Here is an 18,202-nt window from a genome sequence, read left to right as displayed (position 1 = left end):
AAAACAAAATAAACAATAGTTTATGCAACAACCGCTATACGGATGCCGCGCCATTCCGTATGGCCCGACGCCATTTATCCAGGTTACCGGAGTCTTAACATTGTGATCAAAATAAGAGTTAATTTTCTGGCGCTGACCGCGCTGATAGCAACATATTTCACGCTGGTCATGAACGTGACCCTATTTCAACACTTTTATCAGATACTCAGCGGCCTGCCTGATAAAAACTATGGTTTTATTATTACTCTTCCATTCGTGCTGTTCTTCGCATTGCTGTTTTTATTTTTGCCATTTAGCCTAAAGCACATCATGAAGCCTTTTTTCATTATTTTGCTTCTCCTGAGTTCGGTGGTCAGTTATGCAATGATGAAATATAACGTCGTTTTTGATAAAACCATGATTGAAAATATCTTTGAAACCAACACGGCGGAAGCGACATCATACCTGAGCCCGGCGCTATTGTTCTGGGTCGCCGGATCGGGAGTAGCGCCGTCGGTACTATTATTGTTTAGCCGGATTGACTACCCTTCATCGATCTATTACAGAACGGGAGGACGCATATTGATCATGCTCGTTTCTGCGCTTTTTGTCGGCCTGATCGCTTTCTTTTATTATAAGGATTATGCCTTCATCGGCAGAAATAATCATACGCTGAATCAGGAGATCGTCCCGGCCAGCTATCTCTACAGCGCCGGGAAATATATTAATCGCCGTTATCTTACCTCGCCCATTCCGTTCCAAAAAGTCGGTGAAGATGCGCAGGTTAGCCGGGAAAACAGCCGTCGCCCCAATCTGGTGATTGTGCTGCTGGGGGAAACCGCCAGGGCGCAAAACCAGTCTCTGGGAGGCTATTCCCGACCGACCAATGAATTTACCGCCGGCGAGCCTGGATTATTCTATTTTCGCCATGTCACATCCTGCGGCACATCCACGGCCGTTTCGGTGCCCTGTATGTTTTCTGCGATGACAAGACAGGGTTTTGATGACGCTATCGCGCGCCACAGCGATAGCGTGATGGATATTATGCAACGCGCCGGCGTCGCAACCTTCTGGCTGGATAATGATGAAGGGTGCAAAGGCGCCTGCGATCGCATAGCCCATGACATCGTCAGGCCGGACAGCGACAGCGCCCTATGCGACGGTAATACCTGTTACGATGAAGTGATGTTAAAAAACATCGAGAGTAAAATACCTGACGATAATAAAGATAAACTGCTGGTGTTTCATCTGATCGGCAGCCATGGACCGGCGTATTACCAACGCTACCCACAGCGCTTCAGACATTTTTTGCCCGCCTGCGAGCGTAACGATATTCAGAACTGTAGCCGGCAGGAGCTGCTGAACACCTACGATAATACTCTCCGCTACACTGACTATGTGGTGGATGCTTATATTAAAAAACTAAAGTCATACGCAAATTACAATGTCGCGCTGCTTTACGTTTCCGATCACGGCGAGTCGCTGGGCGAACAGGGCATTTATCTCCATGGCTCGCCCTACAAGATAGCGCCGGAGGGTCAGACGCATGTTCCGCTGCTGCTCTGGCTGTCGCCGGATTACATGGCGAGTCAGGGCATTAACGGACAATGTCTGCAAAAAGCGGCGCGTGAACAGGCCTTCTCTCACGATAATGTCTTCCACACCCTGCTATCAATGCTGAATGTCAGGACGCAGGTGTACGACCGCGGGCTGGATATATTAGCGCCTTGCAAAAAATAGCGCGCAGCAGGCGAAAATAGCGCCGCGGCGACGGCGCGAACGCAGTTTAACGACGAAAAGCGGCCAGCGCGACGCCGGCCGCGCGGCGGATGACTTGCGCCAGGGGCTGACCGGGTTATGATAATGGTCTTTACCCCATAATCCTGCCCATGAATAAAATCCTGATTAGTGCCTGTCTGGCCGGTTTTCCGGTGCGTTATAACGGCAGCGCGAAAAACTCGGTCGAGTCGTATCTCGCCCGCTGGCGAGAGCAAGCCAGACTGGTCGCATTTTGTCCCGAACTGGCGGCCGGTTTTTCGACCCCTCGTCCGTCGGCGGAAATCATCCCTTCGGCGCAGGGGCGCGCCGTTATCGCCCAGGGCGCCAGAGTGCTTGAGGCAACCGGCGCGGACGTGACCGAACGCTATATTTTAGGCGCCTGGCTTACCCTGCAGATGGCTCAGCAGCACAATTGTCGTTTTGCATTACTGACCGAGGGCAGCCCCTCCTGCGGCAGCAATGTGATTTACAGCGGCAGATTCGACGGTACCCAAATGCCGGGCAACGGCGTGACGGCCGAGCTGCTGCGCACGCACGGCATCGAGGTTTTTTCCGATAGTGAAATTGACCGGCTGATCGAACGCGTTCAGTTTGTCGACCGTCACGAAGACCGGCCGGCCTCATCCCGCTAAACGCGCGCCGGCCGGGACAATACGCACGGCGCGCCTTGAATCGCGCGAAATATCCCCAATACTGAGAACAGGCCCACTATTTCTCTGGAGGTTATCATGGCGAGCGGCTGGTCGAATGACGGGGCGGTGCAGGATCAAATCGATGCCACGGTGGACGACGCGGTTGCGCGCGCCCGCAGTCAGTTAAACAATGGCGAAAGCGCGCGCTACTGCGATGAGTGCGGCGTTCTGATTCCCGAAGCGCGGCGTAAAGCGGTAGCGGGCGTGCGCTACTGTATCGATTGCCAGGAAAAAATCGACAAGAAAAACATCCAGAACAGCGGCTATAACCGCCGCGGCAGCAAGGACAGCCAGCTCAGATAAACCGCCGTTTTTCCCCACTCGTCATCGCCAGCGGAAGCCGCCCGACGAGCGCGCGCCTCCGCCAACGCGGCGCCGGTTTGCGCTGCGCCAACAGTCCGCCGACGAGGATCAGCACCCCGCCCGCGATCGATGTGCAAACCGGCAGCGAGTGAAACAGCACGCTGTCCAGCAGCAGGGCCCACGCAGACCGGAATATTGCCACGGCGCGAGCCGAAGAGCCTCTGCCCGGCGCAGGGCGGCGGCGATGCTCGCCATCGCCGCCGTCTGTACCAGCGTGAACAGCACGGCGACCAGCAGCCGCTCAACCGACAACGGTCGCCACATCCAGGGCATGGCGATCATTAGCCGACCAGCGCAACCTGCAGGGTGATATCGAGCGTGGTGGCGACGTCGCGCACCCGGCGCATCAGAATCTGATAAAGGGCGCAGGCAAAGGCGGAGGAAAGCGCCGCCGCGCCGGCCGGCGAGACGTCGCCGCCGAACGGTCCGACTATCAACAACATGCCGGCAGCGCCGCTCAGCAGCCGCACCAATGAAACAGAGAAACAGATTCCGCCAGCAGCAGCGCGCCCATCAGGGTCAGCATCAGCGGCGTGCTGAAAGCGAGGGCGGACGCCCCGGTAATGGAGGTCAGGCTATAAGACATTATCGATAATACATTCGGGCCCACCAGCGCCGCCGCCCGTTGCTCAAAGGCGCTGGCGGGAAAACCGATCCGCCGCCAGCTGAGGCGGGAGACCGGCGCAGCGATCAGCCCGATACCGCACGCCAGGACCAGACTGCAGCGCAGAAAGGTTAACTGCAGCGCCGAACATCCATAAACCAGCACCAGCTGTTTCGACAACGCATAACCCGGCACATACAGCAGGCTCGCCAGCAACACCAGGAGCACCGCCGTCAGGCGCGCGCCTCGCTTCTCGACAGATGCGGCCAATCGGCCCATTTCCCCTCTCCCACTCGGTTATCCGGCGCTCTACGCCGCGATCGCGTCTGCCGCGCGTTGTGCGCACGATGGCAAAGAATTTGCACTGTGAGAAATTAATTTTTCGACACAGATAATAAAACCAGCTGATTTTCCGCCGGGTGCGAAAAAACGTCGGCCGGCGAGATAACGAGGCTTGCTTCTCTGTGCGGTAGCGCGTAGGATTCAGTGATTAATAATCAATCGGTCTAAAATATGAGTCATCAGCCTGATTCAGGCGCGAAACCGCGTCGCGGGCGTCCGCCTAAAGTCGATCGTGATTTCAGCGATACGCGTGAAGAACTGATCCGCTCGGGTCTGGCCGTGATTACTGAAACCGGATATCTGGCGGCGGGTATTGACGCGGTGATTAAAAACATTTCGGTGCCGAAAGGCTCCTTTTATCACTATTTCAGCAGCAAGCAAGCGTTCGGCATGGCGGTGCTCACGGCGTACGGCGCCTTTTTCGCCCATAAGCTGGATAAATTTCTGCTTGATGCCGGGCAACCTCCGCTGCAGCGTATTCGCGCCTTTGTCACCCATGCCGGCCAGGGGATGGCGAAATATGACTTCAGGCGCGGCTGTCTGGTCGGCAATTTACTGCAGGAAACGCCCCTGCTGCCGGAAGATTTCCCCGACAAACTCAAAGCAATCCTCGCCGACTGGGAGAACCGCGTCGCCAGCTGTCTGCAGGAAGCGCAGCTGGCCGGACAACTCAGCGTCGCCACGCCTGCGCAGCAGCTGGCCCGGATTTTTTGGTCGGGCTGGGAAGGCGCCGTGATGCGCGCGAAGTTATTCCGATCGATCGAGCCGCTTGAGCAGTTCTGGCACTATTTCCTGCACAGTATTACGGCAACGCAGCACCTGCCGTCAGAGAGAGAACAGCAACAACAGCGCGAAGCCGTCACTCTGCGTTCAGCGCGCTAAGTGACAGATTATTAAATCGAGCCCTGTTCTGCCTCAGAAACACTCACGTCAGGCAGAGCGCGGCGCTCCTCAGACCATTGAAGGCCAATAATGAAAGCTCTGGTACTCGAACAGCAAGACAACCAAACGCTGGCTACGGTAAAAGACATCGCCCTGCCCCCGCTGGCCGCTGACGAAGTGTTGGTGGATATCGGCTGGTCCAGCCTGAATTACAAAGACGCCCTGGCCATTACCGGCAAGGGTAAGATTATCCGCCAGTTTCCAATGGTGCCGGGCATCGATTTTTCCGGGCGGGTGAAGCACAGCAATGACCCGCGTTTCGCAACCGGCCAGGCGGTAATTTTGACCGGCTGGGGCGTAGGGGAAACCCACTGGGGCGGACTGGCGCAGCAGGCAAGCGTTAAAGGCGACTGGCTGGTGCCGCTGCCCGCGGGAATAGACGAGCGTAAAGCGATGATCATCGGCACCGCCGGGTTTACCGCCATGCTGTGCGTCATGGCGCTGGAAGATGCGGGCGTCACGCCGCAGAGCGGCGACGTCGTAGTCACCGGCGCCAGCGGCGGAGTGGGCAGTACCTCCGTCGCTATACTGCATGCGCTGGGTTACCGCGTTACCGCCGTCACCGGCCGTGAGACAACCCATGATTACCTGCGCCGGATCGGCGCCAGCGAAATTCTGCCGCGCGCCGATTTTGCCCAAACCCGGCCGCTCGAAAAACAGCTGTGGGCCGGCGCGGTGGATACTGTGGGCGACAGCGTGCTGGCAAAAGTGCTGGCGCAAACGAATTATGGCGGCTGCGTCGCCGCCTGCGGTTTGGCCGGCGGTTTTAACCTGCCGACCACGGTCATGCCGTTCATTTTGCGCAACGTGCGTCTGCAGGGCGTCGACTCCGTTTCGGTTTCCGCCGCCCGACGGGTGGAAGTATGGCAACGTTTAGCCGCCATCCTGCCGGAGAGTTTCTATCAGCAGGCGGCTAACGAAATCGGCCTGGAAGACGCAGCCGGCGCGGCCGAAGATTTTCTGCATAATAAAATACAGGGGCGAACTCTGGTAAAAATTACCGCCTGAATAATTCGGGTTGCGTGAGTCATCAGGCAAATACCGCGGGGAATTTAATATAATAGCGCTGCGCTGAATTATTTACATCGCAGAAACGCGCTATGATTAAAACCCCCGCCGATTTATCCGTTAGTTAAGTTATGAATACGGGTAAAAATAGAGCCAAAAAGAATAACCATGCGACCCGATGCCCCTGAAAGGGGCGTATGATAAATGCCACATCGCCCCCGCGATAAAAATAAATAAAAATCGCAGCAAATCGCCCTGCCCGCTGAAAATCAAAGGAATATTATTTCTCAGACAGCGCCCCCTGAATATTCTCATTCACAACCACGTTAAAAAACGCTTCAGCATTGAACTATAGCGCACTCCACTCTAAATAATCCAGATTACAGAAAGACGGCTAAAAGCGTGAATTGCAACAGGTTCATACAGATAAGCAACTCAACCAGCGAATACGGCCAACGGCTCCTGCCATTTGAAGTATGACGATTATAAAAACGTAATCATACGATGCACATAAAAGTTATCCATTATTAACATAAGCATATTAAATATACGTTGTTGTCTGCAGAGATAAAACAATTATGATGATTATAGATAAAGCGTCTCATTGAATGTTTTGATAAGAAAACAGACCGGATAAATTAATCAGGAAGCCAGCATGTTAGTTAAACGTTATACTAATAATTCTCCACTACACTATCTCAATCCGGCAACGAAAGATCCCGTTGAGTATATGTCGTGGCTGAATGAATACAGATTTAAAAAACTAATAAGCCAGATTAAATATGTATGGACAAACAAGGACTACTATCGGCAGCGATTCTTAGAGGCCGGCGTTACGCATCCGAATGATGTCAGATCATTAGATGATTTCCGCATGTTGCCGATTTTTCTGGATAAAAATCGACACAGGGAATCGCAGGACGCCTCATTAATTAAATACGGTCATCCCCTTGGTTTACATCTTACCGTCGCGCCGGAAAAAGCCATACATCTCGCGGCGACATCAGGCACCACCGGCACCCCGACCTTTTATGTGTTCAGCGCCAAAGACCAGGATATCACCAACAGGGTTATGGCGCGTTTATTTCGGATGGCCGGCATCCGTCCCGGCGATACCACCTTTCACGCCTTTGGACTATCGCTATGGCTGGCCGGCATTACCTATATTCAGGCATTAGAAGCCTATGGCGCCCGCCCCATCAGCGTCGGCGCTGAAGGCGGCGTCGCTAAAATACTGCGCTTTATCGCATTAACCAGACCCCGGGTTCTATTCGCGACGCCGTCCATGGTAACGCAATTAATAGAAAGATCCGTGAAAGAGCTTGGCAAACCCGTCGGCGAACTGGGTATAGAGATAATTTATTGTTGCGGCGAACCCGGCGCCAGCCAGCAATCGTTCAGGCAATTGGTGCGGGAACATTATGGCGCGCAGGTGTTCGATTCCACAGGCGCCGCCTGGCATAACGGAACCATCACCTGTCATGCTGATTTATCCTACGGCATGCATTATATGTCTGAAGATTATTGCTTCAGGTACGACCTGGTTGATCCGGAAACCAGATTGCCGATAGAACTAAAAGATGGCGCCGTGGGGGAAGCCATTCATACGGCGCTGGAATATGAAGCGGCGCCGGCATTCCGTTATGCGACGGGCGATATAATTCGCATCCATGTCGGCGAATGTCCCGGCTGTGGTCATTTTGGCGTACGAATGGAAATCATTGGCCGCGTTGATGACATGCTGGCGATCAAAGGCGTAAAAGTTTATCCGGCGGCTATTCAAAAAGTGGTGCGAACCTTTCAGCCGGAGTTATCGGGTGAATTAAGAATTCAATTAGACGCTCCGCCGCCAAAGGTCAACCCGCCATTAAACATTATGGTTGAAGCAGCGGCTGAGTTGCCCCTGAGCCGTTGGCACGACGTGGCGACCAGGCTGGAAAACCGGGTACGGGAGTTATTAAACTTCCGGCCGCATGTTGAAGTGGTCGCCTACGGTTCTATTCCACGCACCGGGGCCAAAGCTAAACTCATAGAAATAATCGAAAATAAGGGGAAGAACCGTGCCTGACGTAATTTATTCATCCAGGAACAAAATCGCCACCATAACAATAAGCAACCCGCAAAAATACAATATCTTTACGCATGAAATAGTCCACAAGCTCAATGCCGCGTGGAGTCGGTTCAACAATAGCGAAGACCGGGTTGCGGTACTAACCGGCGAGGGCGAAGCGGCATTTACCGCGGGAGCTAATTTAAAAGATATACCGCACGATCTGTGGCGAGCCGTGCCGGGCGTCGGCATCGACGTCAACAAGCCCATTATCGCCGCAATATCCGGGTTAGTGGTGGGCGGCGGCTTAGTGCTGGTACAGATGGCGGACTTAGCCATTGCGACTGAACAGAGTACGTTTTCCTACCCTGAGGCAAAAATTGGCTTCACCGGCGGTCTGATTGCCTCGTTAGCGGCAAGAATTCCGCACAAAATCGCGATGGAGCTATTATTCATCGGCGAGTCGATTTCCGCACAGCGCGCCTATGAGGCCGGGTTAATTAATAAAGTAACGCCTCAGGGAGAGCATCTTAATACCGCCTATGCCTGGGCGGAAAAAATCGCCAAAAATTCGCCTGTAGTGCTTCAGACGCTGAAAGATTACGTTGGGAAAACGATCCCCAAAGGTCCTTCAGAAATATCGGCAAGTTATCGCGCTCAAATTGAGCATGTCATCAACTCACCCGATTTTGACGAAGGCATTGACGCCTTTATCTCAAAGAGAACGCCAAATTTTTAACATCATTGCGCAACGATGCCAAAAAAACATTAAATATTATTTATTTATCAAAATGATAGATAGTTTTAACCAATGGGGCCAGATATGAAAAAAAAGATCATAATCGCATTAAACGTATTACTGCTTAGTTTATCCGTTTATGCGGCAGAGGAAAAAACGGTATTTGTCGGGACCCAGGGAGAGAACCCGGGATTAAGCTATATTGACGAGAATGGCAAACTAACGGGGTTTGAGGTCGAAGTATTAAGAGAGATAGACAAACGAATTCCGGGCGTTAAATTTGAATATAAGGCCATGGATTTCGCATCTCTTTTTGTTTCGCTCTCAGGCAGAAAAGTTCAGATTATTAATAGCAATATATGGCGTTCACCGGAAAGGGAAAAACAGTTTCTGTATACCAATGAGGTCTTCTATCAAACACCGTTCAAGATAGTTGTGCCGGCCGACAATAACGCAATAAATGACCTGCGCGGTCTGCATGGCAAAAAAATCGCCGTTCTGGGAACCGGCGTTCAGGCTAAAATACTGGCGGATAATATCAGTAAAAATGCGTTAGAAGTAGAGGTCTTTCCGTCTAAATCGAACACTGAAATGGTGGGGTTATTAAACGCTCAGCGAGTCGATGCGCTTTTCTTACCGGAACATCAGGTAAGTTTATTCAATAAGTACAGAGAGCAACATCTAAAAACCGTAGGTCAGGGTTATCTTCCCACCAACGTGCGGCCGGGCGATCCCGGGGCGCATCTGTTGCTTCAGAAAAGCGATGTGGCATTGAGAGACAGTCTGGACAAAGCCATTATCGAAATAAAAAATGACGGCACGCTGGAAAAATTAAGCAATGAGTGGTTTGGCGCTGATTTTACTCAACCGCTTAAATTGTAAACACGCTCGCAACTCCGCAGGCAGAGATGTCCGACAGTTTGTCGCAGAACGGTGAATAAGACGATCGGCGGAGGTTTATTTAACGCAATGGCGGGGATAAGGCCAGGCTGCCGGAAAACGGTTTTCTTGCAGAAACCGCCCGGCCCCAGAGACAGTCAAAGAACCCATAAGCGTACGGAATTATAATGAAAAACTGGTTTGATTATCATCTTGTCTGGCAGGCGTTGCCGATTGTGTCAGAGTATTTACCGGTAACGCTAACCATCTTTATTTACAGTACAGTGATGGGCGCCCTGCTCGGTTTAATGCTTGCGGTAATAAGAACCTATCGTATTTTTATCTTAAACACCGCAACTGTTATTTTTGTATCCTATGCGCGAGGAACGCCAGTACTTGTTCAGTTAATTCTGATCTACTATTTATTACCTACAATCTTAGCCAGAATTGGGATTGATATTAATAAAACGCCAGAGTTATATTTCGTTATTGTGGCAATTGGTCTATATCTGTCTGCGAATTTCTGTGAAATTTTCCGTTCCGCATTAAATAACGTCGAGCGCAGTCAGATTGAAGCGGCCTATTCTATTGGCATGAAGGAGCATCAGGTTTTTTCCAGAGTTATGATGCCGCAGGCGATGATGCTGGCGATTCCCGATATGGGGAACATTTTTCTGTTATCACTGAAAAGTACCTCGTTGGCGTTTACCGTCGGCATCATGGATATTATGGGCAGGGGAATAACGCTGAGCGCACAGACCATGCGTTCGTTTGAGGTTTTTGTGGCCATATCGATTATCTATTTTCTTCTGTGTTTGTTCATGGAGAATATTTTTAAAGTAATCGAAAAAAAATTCACGCTCAATAAATAAAATTGCATTATTCTGTTGAGGACATATGATTATAGATATCTCATTCATCTTTGAGACGATTATCGAAGTTTTGCCAGCGGTTCCAATGACATTATTTATAACCGCGACATCGATATTTATTGGTTTTTTCCTTTCCCTGTTCATTGTTTACGTTAACTACTTTAATATCCCGATATTAAGCCCATGCATCAAGCTTTATGTCTCATTTTTTAGAGGCACGCCGATGGTGTTGCATATCTTTCTGTTTTTTTTATGGTTTCCCTCATATTTTTGATGCGGTGACAAACTACTTTTCATTACCGTTTAAAGCCAATATTATCCCACTGCCGTTATTGGTGATCGCCGGTCTGTCGATAAGCACATCGGCTTTTTTTTCAGAAATATTGAGATCCGGCATAAAAGCCATTTCTCCCGGTGAATATGATGCCGCGGCATCGCTGGGGATGACGCAGTTTCAAATCATGTGCAGAGTATTATTTCCACAGGCAATACTGTATACCATTAAAAATTTAAGTTCAAAAGCCATCAATATTCTGCACGCCAGCTCGATCGCATACTGGATTTCCGTTGTTGAAATCACAGGGAAAACAAATCTTGTCGCGTCCACCACCTACCAATTCGTTGAAGCATTTATTGGCGCGGCCATTATTTACTGGTGCATAACCATGTTGATAGAAGTATTGTCTTCAGCGCTGGATCGCAAGTTAACAGCAAAATTTCATCGGGGTCTGTCATGATTGAACTAACTGATATTCACAAATCTTACGGTGAAAATATTATTCTGAAAGGCGTATCCATCAGGGTGGCTAAAGGCACGGTCGTCAGTATCATCGGGCCGAGCGGTTCAGGGAAAACCACCCTGCTGCGCTGCGTTAATATTCTGGAAAAACCGCAAACGGGTATTGTCGCCATCGACAATATCACCCTGAACTTCCCTGGCGCAAACAAGAAAGATATCCTTGCGTTAAGGCAAAAGACCGGAATGGTTTTTCAGCAGCATAATCTTTTCAGACACAGAACGGTATTACAGAACGTCACCGAAGGCCTGATCGTCGTTCATAAACACTCCAAAAAGAACGCGAATAACATCGCATTAGCCATATTAGAAAAAGTTGGGCTCAAGGGTAAAGAGGACTATTACCCGATGCAGCTCTCCGGCGGGCAGCAACAGCGCGTTGGCATCGCCAGAGCACTGGCATTAAACCCCAGCGTCATCCTGTTTGATGAACCGACCTCATCACTGGATCCTGAACTGGTGAATGAGGTCCTGACGGTCATAAAATCCATTGCAAAAGAAGGCGCGACAATGATCATTGTGACTCATGAACTGGATTTCGCCAAAGAGGTGTCAGACCACGTTATTTTTATGGAGAACGGTGAAATTGTGGAACAGGGTCATCCGCGGGATCTGTTCGCTCATCCTGTACATGAAAGAACCCGGCAGTTTCTCTTCGCGCAGAGTAACGACTACATTCCCCAAATTTAGCCTTGCGCGGCGGCGGTAATACGGCCTCAGGCAAAACGGCGGGCGAAGGCGACGCACAGGATAACCAGACATGTCGAGACGACCATGGTCCAGGCTACGGGCTCACGCAGCAGCCAGCCGGCCAGCATAAGGCCGAAAAACGGCTGCAGCAGCTGCAGTTGGCTCACGCCGGCGATGCCGCCGAGCGCCAGTCCCCGATACCAGAAAACAAAGCCGATCAGCATGCTGAAGATCGAAACATAACCGAGCCCAAACCAGGCCGACGCGCCGATGCTCCGCCATGAAGACGGCAACGTCGCCATCGTTACCGGCAGCATTAACGGCGCGGCCAGCAGCAACGCCCACGAGATAACCTGCCAGCCGCCAAGCCGGCGGGACAATTGCGCGCCTTCGGCATAACCCAGGCCGCACAGGATAACCGCAGCCAGCATCAGCAGATCGCCGTTCAGCGATGCCATTCCGCCGCCGGACAGCGCGAAAGCCGCGACCGTCACGCTGCCGAGACAGGAAAACAGCCAGAAAGGCCACTGCGGCCGCTCGTCCGTGCGCAAAACGCCGAACAGGGCCGTCGCCAGCGGCAGAAGGCCGAGGAAGACGATCGAATGAGCGGAGGTGATATGCTGCAGCGCCAGCGCCGTCAGCAGGGGAAAACCGATCACAACGCCCAGCGCGACGATCGCCAGCGGCAATGCGTCTTTGCGTTCAGGACGCTCCTGGCGCAATAGCAACAGCAGCGCGGCGCCGATCGACGCCGCGATAAGCCCGCGGGCTGACGTCAGGAACAACGGCGAAAAACCGGCGACGGCGACGCGCGTCGCCGGCAGCGAACCGCTGAAAATAATCACGCCCGCCAACCCATTGCCCCACCCTTCAAGCGATCTTTTCACGTAACCCATTCCATTCCGCTATCGACAAAGTCTGAATGATAGCGAAACCGGCGTTGCCGGAGCAGATACACATCGGTACAATTTCGCCAAACTGTATGGATAAAGATAGAGATACACCTTGAACGACGCACGGCAGAATCACTATAGAAAAGGAACCCGGACCACCGACGTGATGACGGCAATCCGCGCGAAAATCGAGAGCCGGACGCTGACGGCCGGCGATCGTCTGCCGTCGATCCGCAGCGTCGCCGTCGCCATGGGGGTTTCGCCCTCGACCGTAGTGGAGGCTTACGACCGTCTGGTGGCCGGCGGATTGATCCGGGCCAGACGCGGTTCGGGTTTTTATGTGGCGGCGACGGCGCTGCCGCCGCTGGCGCTGGCGCCGGACCGGCCGCTGCAGGATCGCGCCGTCGATCCATTCTGGGTATCGCGCCAGTCGCTGGATGCCGATGCGGCGGTGTTGAAGCCAGGCTGCGGCTGGCTGCCGACCGACTGGATGCCGCTCGACGCGCTGCGCCGCGCGTTGCGCGCCCTGGCGCGAAGCGGCGAAAGTCAGCTGACCGACTACGGCGTTGCTCATGGATCCCCTGCTTTGCGCCGCATACTTATCGCGCGTGGCGCCGAACAGGGACTGGAACTGTCCGCCGACCAGCTGTTGCTGACCGCCTCCGGCACCCAGGCGATCGACCTGGTCTGCCGTTTCCTGCTGCGTCCCGGCGATACCGTGCTGGTCGACGATCCGTGTTATTTCAATTTTCGCGCCCTGCTGCGCGCGCACCAGGTAAACATCGTCAGCGTGCCCTATACGCCCACGGGACCGGATATTGCGCGCTTTGAGGCCATCCTCGCCGCCGATCGCCCGCGTATCTATATCACCAATTCGGCGCTGCATAACCCCACGGGGGCCACCCTCGCGCCGCAAACGGCGTATCGTCTGTTGAAAATCGCGTCGACCTTTGATCTCACCATTATCGAAGACGACATCTTCGCCGATTTTGAACCGGAACCTTCGGTGCGGCTGGCCGCGCTCGACGGGCTGGAGCGCGTTATCCGCATCGGCAGCTTTTCCAAAACAATCTCCGCTTCCGTACGCTGCGGCTATATCGCCGCCCGGGCGGACTGGGTGGCGGATTTGGTCGATCTGCAGGTCGCGACCAATTTCGGCGGCCCTAATCCGCTGGCGTCAGAGATCATCGCGCATATTTTGGCCGGCGGCGGCTATCGCAAACATATGGAAGAGCTGCGCGGCCGGCTGGTGCGGACGCGGCGCGAAACCGCAGAGCGGCTGCGACGCATCGGCATTGAGCCATGGCTGATGCCGCGCGGCGGCTTTTATCTCTGGTGCCGGCTGCCGCAAGGCTGCGACTCCGCCGACGTCGCGCGCGCCGCGCTGGAAGAAAATGTAGTGCTGGCGCCGGGAAATGTATTCAGCGCCTCCCGGTCCGCCGCAGGCTTTATGCGTTTTAACGTGGCGCAATGCGCCGATCCGCAGCTAATGCCGATCCTGCAGCGAGCGTTGAAATAATAATATCTATATAGCCGGTTACAGCGGCGTTAATTCGCGGCAATATTAAGCATGTCGGCACCTGATGCGACATTAGATCGCCATGGTTTTATGCTTAAGTCAGCAAATTAAGTATAGAATAGAAATAGTAATGACGTCGCTATTAACATAATAAACAAATAGTTTTCGTTGACAGCGCCGGATATAAACCACACGCATAGCCAGAATGCGAACGCTAAAGGTAACGTAGCCGGACTCTGTTGTAATAAGTTAAATCCGACACGCTCGTTATTATCTGGTATCCATGCGGGATGACAGTATGGCAACGGCAACAGCAACGGCAACGGCAACGGCAACGGCAACGGCAACGGCAACGGCAACGGCAACGGCAACGGCAACGGCAACGGCAACGGCAACGGATAGTCTCCCCCTTGCGCCATCGCCGTCAATGGCGGTAGCCTAAATAGCTTCGCGCAGTGATGCTTCACTTTTGCTCATGCTATAGCGCGTAACTGATGATAAGAGGATTAAAATAATCATTAAAACCAGTTGATTATGCTTTAATCATCATGCCGTTGTCACTCAGCCTGCGGGTCAAGTGTAGCGCGATTATGCGAAACTATTTAGTGGGTAATCAAGGCTGGATGCGATAGATAATACCGCTCCCCCAGCAGCCAATCAGCACGTCGCCATTAACTCCCCGCCCGAGAGCAACCGCGTTTCCTGAGAGATTGTCGGCTACGACAGATGATGTTCCATCGAACGATACTCTCCGTAAGACACCGGCGCCGTTGTCAACGATCAGGACGGCGTCCGGACCGTCAGCAAGGATGCCGACGCCGGGACGAGTGAAATCGCGGCCTATTTCCTGTTGTGATCCATTGCGCATAATCCGGGTTACTCGTCCGCCGTATTGGGAGACGACGATACTGCCATCCGCCATTTCCACCACGCCGACCGGCAGCGATAAGGAATCCGCTACTTTTTTCACCTGTCCCGACGAGACGTCCAGAGAGATGACCTCGCCTGAACCACGATTTGCCACCAGCAACCGTCCGTCATGGGCAAAGGCTATGCCGGTCGGGGTCGACAAATTGCCGGAAATACGCCGGGTAGCGCCATCCGGATCGATGCGCAGGATGTAGTCTGCCGAATACGAGGTAATGAATAACGAGCCCATATCATCTATAGCTAATCCCGCGGCGGCAGGCAGATCTTTTACGATAACGGACCGTCGGCCCTGCGTATCAATACGCGTCACCGTATTGGCCGACCAGTCGGTAACATAGATGCCCACGTCAGCGACCTCGACGATCCCGGTTGGCGACTGAAACCCCTGATAAGCCGTTTCCGCCGCGATAGCCGGATGAATGATGGACAGCATAAACAACCAGGCCATCCACGAGCTGGAGAATGGACGCAGGCGGTCGCGATCAGCGACCTCGCGCAGTTTTTCGTTTCCGCGTTGGCGGCGATTGACATTCATCGTGTTCTCCTTCATCAGCCAGTGAATCGGGCGCGAGGGACTGTTCGAATGTGCGGTAATAGTCAACCTTATCTTGTAAAGCAGCGACTGATTGCCGCAACGACGCTATCTCCGCCAGCACATCGGCCAAATGGGCTTCCAGCATCCGGCGACGTTCCGCTACGGTTGAATCCCCTGCGCCGCGCAGTTTCGCGAACGCCTGCATCTTACCGACCGGCATGCCGGTCGTTCGCAATCGCAACAGAAATTCAATCCAGGCCATGTCCGATGCCGCATAGCGCCGCTGCCCTCCCGCGGCCCGGGGCACCGGCGCGATCAGCCCGATACGCTCATAGTAGCGGAGCGTATAGGCCGTAAGCCCCGTTCGCTTCACTACGTCACTAATGGTCAGATTGGATTTCATGACATCATCCTGGCGGTTAGAGTGCGCTCTAAGTCAATCATTTTTTAATCAGTATGAATGGTTTTTCGCTGACCGAATAGGCACAAAAACCGTCGACAAAAACCATATCCGCTTAATCGTCGAATAATTCGTGTTGCGAGACAACGCGTTATCGTTTTTAACCACGCGACGCCCGGCCCCTTTACGGCGGAGGTTTGTTTATAAGTCTTGCAACGCTTTTTCTCCGCCCCTCCAACAGGGAAATGCACGGAGAAAAAGCGGACAGGAAAACAACGCATGCGCAACCTGAAGTATGACGGCTAAATAGCTTCGGGTAATAGCGCTACACTTGCAGGACATGACATCCCACCAGTACTGGCCCCGCATGATGCGTGATGCGAAGTGGAGCATAAATATGAGAAGTTGTTTAAAGCGAAGTGTTTTACAATAGTCGCCGTACGCATTCAACCTGGGTTATCTGACTACCCGAATGATGGTACAGCGGCGGAGATCAAGTGAAAATAATTTCATCGGCAGATCATTTATTAATTTAACAACGGGCAGAATTATGGTGTGGAATACATTGATGTGGATAGTATCGACGGGTCTGTTACTGGCTTACTTCTATCACATCACATTAAAGAATCCCTTTAAGACCGTGGCTAAACATTTCGCAATATTGCTGCTCATGCATGTGTTGCTCTATCTATTTTTGGCGGGATTGACGACTATAGGTTGGTTGCCGATCTCACATAAACCTCACTTACTGGAAACGGTAAAGTTTTTTCTGAAAATTTATATGGTCGTAGCATTGATTGTCATGATTAATTTTTTTGCTGCGCTTTCGCAGTTCTTTACTGGCCCGGGTAAAGGTCTATATAAAATGTTTTTTATTATTGGCGGAATTTTTATGCTGTGGGCGATATGGTTTAGAACAGATATTTAGTGATACTGCGAAGAATATAGGAAACGTGGCTTTGCACATAACCTTGTTTGGCCACCGTATGCTATTCTGCGCCAGTTTTTCCATGCAATAATTAACCATGAGGCATGGCGCTCTCTCACGCATTGAAACCGGGGAATAATAAAAATAGTATATATTATAAATAATTCGGGTCGATGGACAAAACGTTATCGTTTGAACAACGTAACGTGTTGGTTCTTTAAGGGCGAGGCGCCTGCCTGCGCTTCGTAGCCCGGTAAGCAAAGGTCAAATTCGTCGGGAAAGAATTTGACCAGTCAACGACCGGCCTGCGCTGAGCAACAGGATGTCTTTCATTAATCCCATTGAGCCTACACGAGTAGGTTATTCGGGTGACAAATCCGTCGGGAGCGGGTGCGAGCGTCACTGGCGGCGCCCCTGCTGGGTTGAGGCTCAAAAGCGGACGGAATAAGTGAGCATAGCCAACACTACCGGCGACTTTAGTCATAACGGGTATAATACGCTGCAGACGGATAATGAAATCAAAAATTTGATTATCATCATCTAAGTCAAAATTAATGATAATATTGTCTTTGAACAGCGTCCTTATTTCACCGGAAACGGGAGGTATGGACTGTAGTTTTTGATAAATATCGGCGGCATTTGGGGCGTGTAAGACCCATATAACTTGATGGATTAACGTATCGTAGTCATCTTCCCCCCTGTCCTCATAGATATGAACCTTAGTCAGGTATTCAATTCGGTTATTGTTCTGCCTCGTTGCCAGCCATGGCGAGTATTTTTTTAAGTCAGGAAGTATCGCCAGAACCTGCGGCGGAATGACGACTTGCCAGATACCGGGAACGTTGAGCTCGAACGCAGCCATCACATTATTCCCACCACTCTCGCGTTCAAAACCAAAGCTGGAGAGTTTCTTTTGAAATTTCAGAGATTGGTTAGTTTCGTGAATAAAAAACGGAAGCATGAGAAAAAATGTCAGGATAAAAACGCCAAACAAACACCAAAGTACCGTAACCGAAGAGCCAGCCATATCAGAAATAACCGATGTTGTTTTATGGCGAAAATATAACCTGAAGCTGGTTAATTGTCCACACTCTAACTCATCCGGGGTGCAGGAAAGCGGCAAGAGAGCGAATCCCGATGAGCTGACTCAAGTCAGTGATTCGGGTAAGCGACAACTCCGCCGGAAGCAGAGTTGAATGCCGCTGGCGGCGGCCCTGAAAGAGCGAGCCCCGTGGATGGGGCAAGTAACAAAAACAGCACAC

General features: G+C 52.1%; 20 protein-coding genes. 14 read left to right on the top strand and 6 right to left on the bottom strand.

What is annotated here, in order from left to right; genetic code table 11:
- The first annotated feature begins 102 nt into the window (after positions 1-102).
- The 3 genes from FJU30_RS10040 (at position 103) to FJU30_RS10030 (ending at position 2,753) form a co-directional block, all read left to right on the top strand.
- Complete coding sequence (locus tag FJU30_RS10040; protein WP_317984044.1) at positions 103-1,719, top strand: phosphoethanolamine transferase; 1,617 nt, start codon at positions 103-105, stop codon at positions 1,717-1,719.
- Positions 1,720-1,868: 149 nt separating this feature from the next.
- Complete coding sequence (locus tag FJU30_RS10035; RefSeq protein WP_150434825.1) at positions 1,869-2,390, top strand: DUF523 domain-containing protein; 522 nt, start codon at positions 1,869-1,871, stop codon at positions 2,388-2,390.
- A gap of 96 nt (positions 2,391-2,486) precedes the next feature.
- Positions 2,487-2,753: a DksA/TraR family C4-type zinc finger protein gene (locus tag FJU30_RS10030; RefSeq protein ID WP_150434824.1), complete on the top strand. Its 267-nt coding sequence runs from the start codon at positions 2,487-2,489 to the stop codon at positions 2,751-2,753.
- A gap of 341 nt (positions 2,754-3,094) precedes the next feature.
- Here the strand turns inward: FJU30_RS10030 and FJU30_RS26825 are convergent, their stop codons facing one another.
- Both FJU30_RS26825 and FJU30_RS10025 read right to left on the bottom strand, forming a co-directional pair.
- The gene (locus tag FJU30_RS26825) at positions 3,095-3,256 is read right to left on the bottom strand and encodes a hypothetical protein (protein WP_191091571.1); all 162 of its coding nucleotides are present in this window, start codon (positions 3,254-3,256) and stop codon (positions 3,095-3,097) included.
- A 14-nt stretch (positions 3,257-3,270) separates the two neighbouring features.
- Entirely contained in the window at positions 3,271-3,687 is a 417-nt protein-coding gene (locus tag FJU30_RS10025; RefSeq protein WP_150434823.1) for a hypothetical protein, read from the bottom strand.
- Between the two features lie 243 nt (positions 3,688-3,930).
- Between FJU30_RS10025 and acuR the strand changes: the two genes are divergently transcribed.
- The 9 genes from acuR to FJU30_RS09980 all read left to right on the top strand — a co-directional run bounded on the left by acuR (position 3,931) and on the right by FJU30_RS09980 (position 11,735).
- Positions 3,931-4,641: an acrylate utilization transcriptional regulator AcuR gene (acuR, locus tag FJU30_RS10020; RefSeq protein WP_150434822.1), complete on the top strand. Its 711-nt coding sequence runs from the start codon at positions 3,931-3,933 to the stop codon at positions 4,639-4,641.
- A gap of 90 nt (positions 4,642-4,731) precedes the next feature.
- The gene (gene acuI, locus FJU30_RS10015) at positions 4,732-5,709 is read left to right on the top strand and encodes an acrylyl-CoA reductase (NADPH) (protein WP_150434821.1); all 978 of its coding nucleotides are present in this window, start codon (positions 4,732-4,734) and stop codon (positions 5,707-5,709) included.
- 655 nt (positions 5,710-6,364) lie between these two features.
- Complete coding sequence (locus tag FJU30_RS10010) at positions 6,365-7,777, top strand: phenylacetate--CoA ligase family protein (protein WP_150434820.1); 1,413 nt, start codon at positions 6,365-6,367, stop codon at positions 7,775-7,777.
- Positions 7,770-8,498: an enoyl-CoA hydratase/isomerase family protein gene (locus FJU30_RS10005; RefSeq protein WP_150434819.1), complete on the top strand. Its 729-nt coding sequence runs from the start codon at positions 7,770-7,772 to the stop codon at positions 8,496-8,498. The genes FJU30_RS10010 and FJU30_RS10005 overlap by 8 nt, the downstream gene beginning before the upstream one ends.
- A gap of 84 nt (positions 8,499-8,582) precedes the next feature.
- Positions 8,583-9,380, top strand: a complete 798-nt coding sequence (locus FJU30_RS10000; RefSeq protein ID WP_191091570.1) for a transporter substrate-binding domain-containing protein — start codon at positions 8,583-8,585, stop codon at positions 9,378-9,380.
- A 185-nt stretch (positions 9,381-9,565) separates the two neighbouring features.
- Complete coding sequence (locus FJU30_RS09995) at positions 9,566-10,249, top strand: amino acid ABC transporter permease (protein WP_150434817.1); 684 nt, start codon at positions 9,566-9,568, stop codon at positions 10,247-10,249.
- Between the two features lie 25 nt (positions 10,250-10,274).
- The gene (locus FJU30_RS27630) at positions 10,275-10,523 is read left to right on the top strand and encodes an ABC transporter permease subunit (protein ID WP_150434816.1); all 249 of its coding nucleotides are present in this window, start codon (positions 10,275-10,277) and stop codon (positions 10,521-10,523) included.
- Entirely contained in the window at positions 10,447-10,986 is a 540-nt protein-coding gene (locus FJU30_RS09985) for an ABC transporter permease subunit (protein WP_150434815.1), read from the top strand. Before FJU30_RS27630 ends, FJU30_RS09985 begins: the two co-directional genes overlap by 77 nt.
- Positions 10,983-11,735 (top strand): amino acid ABC transporter ATP-binding protein, encoded by a 753-nt coding sequence (locus FJU30_RS09980; RefSeq protein ID WP_150434814.1) that lies wholly within the window; start codon positions 10,983-10,985, stop codon positions 11,733-11,735. The genes FJU30_RS09985 and FJU30_RS09980 overlap by 4 nt, the downstream gene beginning before the upstream one ends.
- A gap of 26 nt (positions 11,736-11,761) precedes the next feature.
- On the opposite strand, the gene FJU30_RS09975 is transcribed toward FJU30_RS09980, so the two are convergent.
- Entirely contained in the window at positions 11,762-12,631 is an 870-nt protein-coding gene (locus tag FJU30_RS09975) for a DMT family transporter (RefSeq protein ID WP_150434813.1), read from the bottom strand.
- 163 nt (positions 12,632-12,794) lie between these two features.
- On the opposite strand from FJU30_RS09975, the gene FJU30_RS09970 reads away from it, so the two are divergent.
- Positions 12,795-14,147: an aminotransferase-like domain-containing protein gene (locus FJU30_RS09970; RefSeq protein WP_150435023.1), complete on the top strand. Its 1,353-nt coding sequence runs from the start codon at positions 12,795-12,797 to the stop codon at positions 14,145-14,147.
- Between the two features lie 613 nt (positions 14,148-14,760).
- On the opposite strand, the gene FJU30_RS09965 is transcribed toward FJU30_RS09970, so the two are convergent.
- The gene (locus FJU30_RS09965; protein ID WP_223881555.1) at positions 14,761-15,612 is read right to left on the bottom strand and encodes a Vgb family protein; all 852 of its coding nucleotides are present in this window, start codon (positions 15,610-15,612) and stop codon (positions 14,761-14,763) included.
- On the bottom strand, positions 15,560-16,015 hold the full coding sequence (locus tag FJU30_RS09960; RefSeq protein ID WP_150434812.1) for a MerR family transcriptional regulator: 456 nt from the start codon (positions 16,013-16,015) through the stop codon (positions 15,560-15,562). Before FJU30_RS09960 ends, FJU30_RS09965 begins: the two co-directional genes overlap by 53 nt.
- Before the next feature lie 565 nt (positions 16,016-16,580).
- Between FJU30_RS09960 and FJU30_RS09955 the strand changes: the two genes are divergently transcribed.
- Positions 16,581-16,940, top strand: coding sequence for a hypothetical protein (locus FJU30_RS09955; RefSeq protein ID WP_150434811.1), 360 nt, complete (start codon positions 16,581-16,583; stop codon positions 16,938-16,940).
- A gap of 217 nt (positions 16,941-17,157) precedes the next feature.
- On the opposite strand, the gene FJU30_RS09950 is transcribed toward FJU30_RS09955, so the two are convergent.
- Positions 17,158-18,063, bottom strand: a complete 906-nt coding sequence (locus tag FJU30_RS09950) for a hypothetical protein (protein ID WP_150434810.1) — start codon at positions 18,061-18,063, stop codon at positions 17,158-17,160.
- Positions 18,064-18,202 lie beyond the last annotated feature (139 nt).

This window comes from Affinibrenneria salicis, from assembly GCF_008710095.1.
The sequence above is the reverse complement of the archived record's forward strand: the minus strand, read 5'-3'. Positions and strand labels throughout refer to the sequence as shown.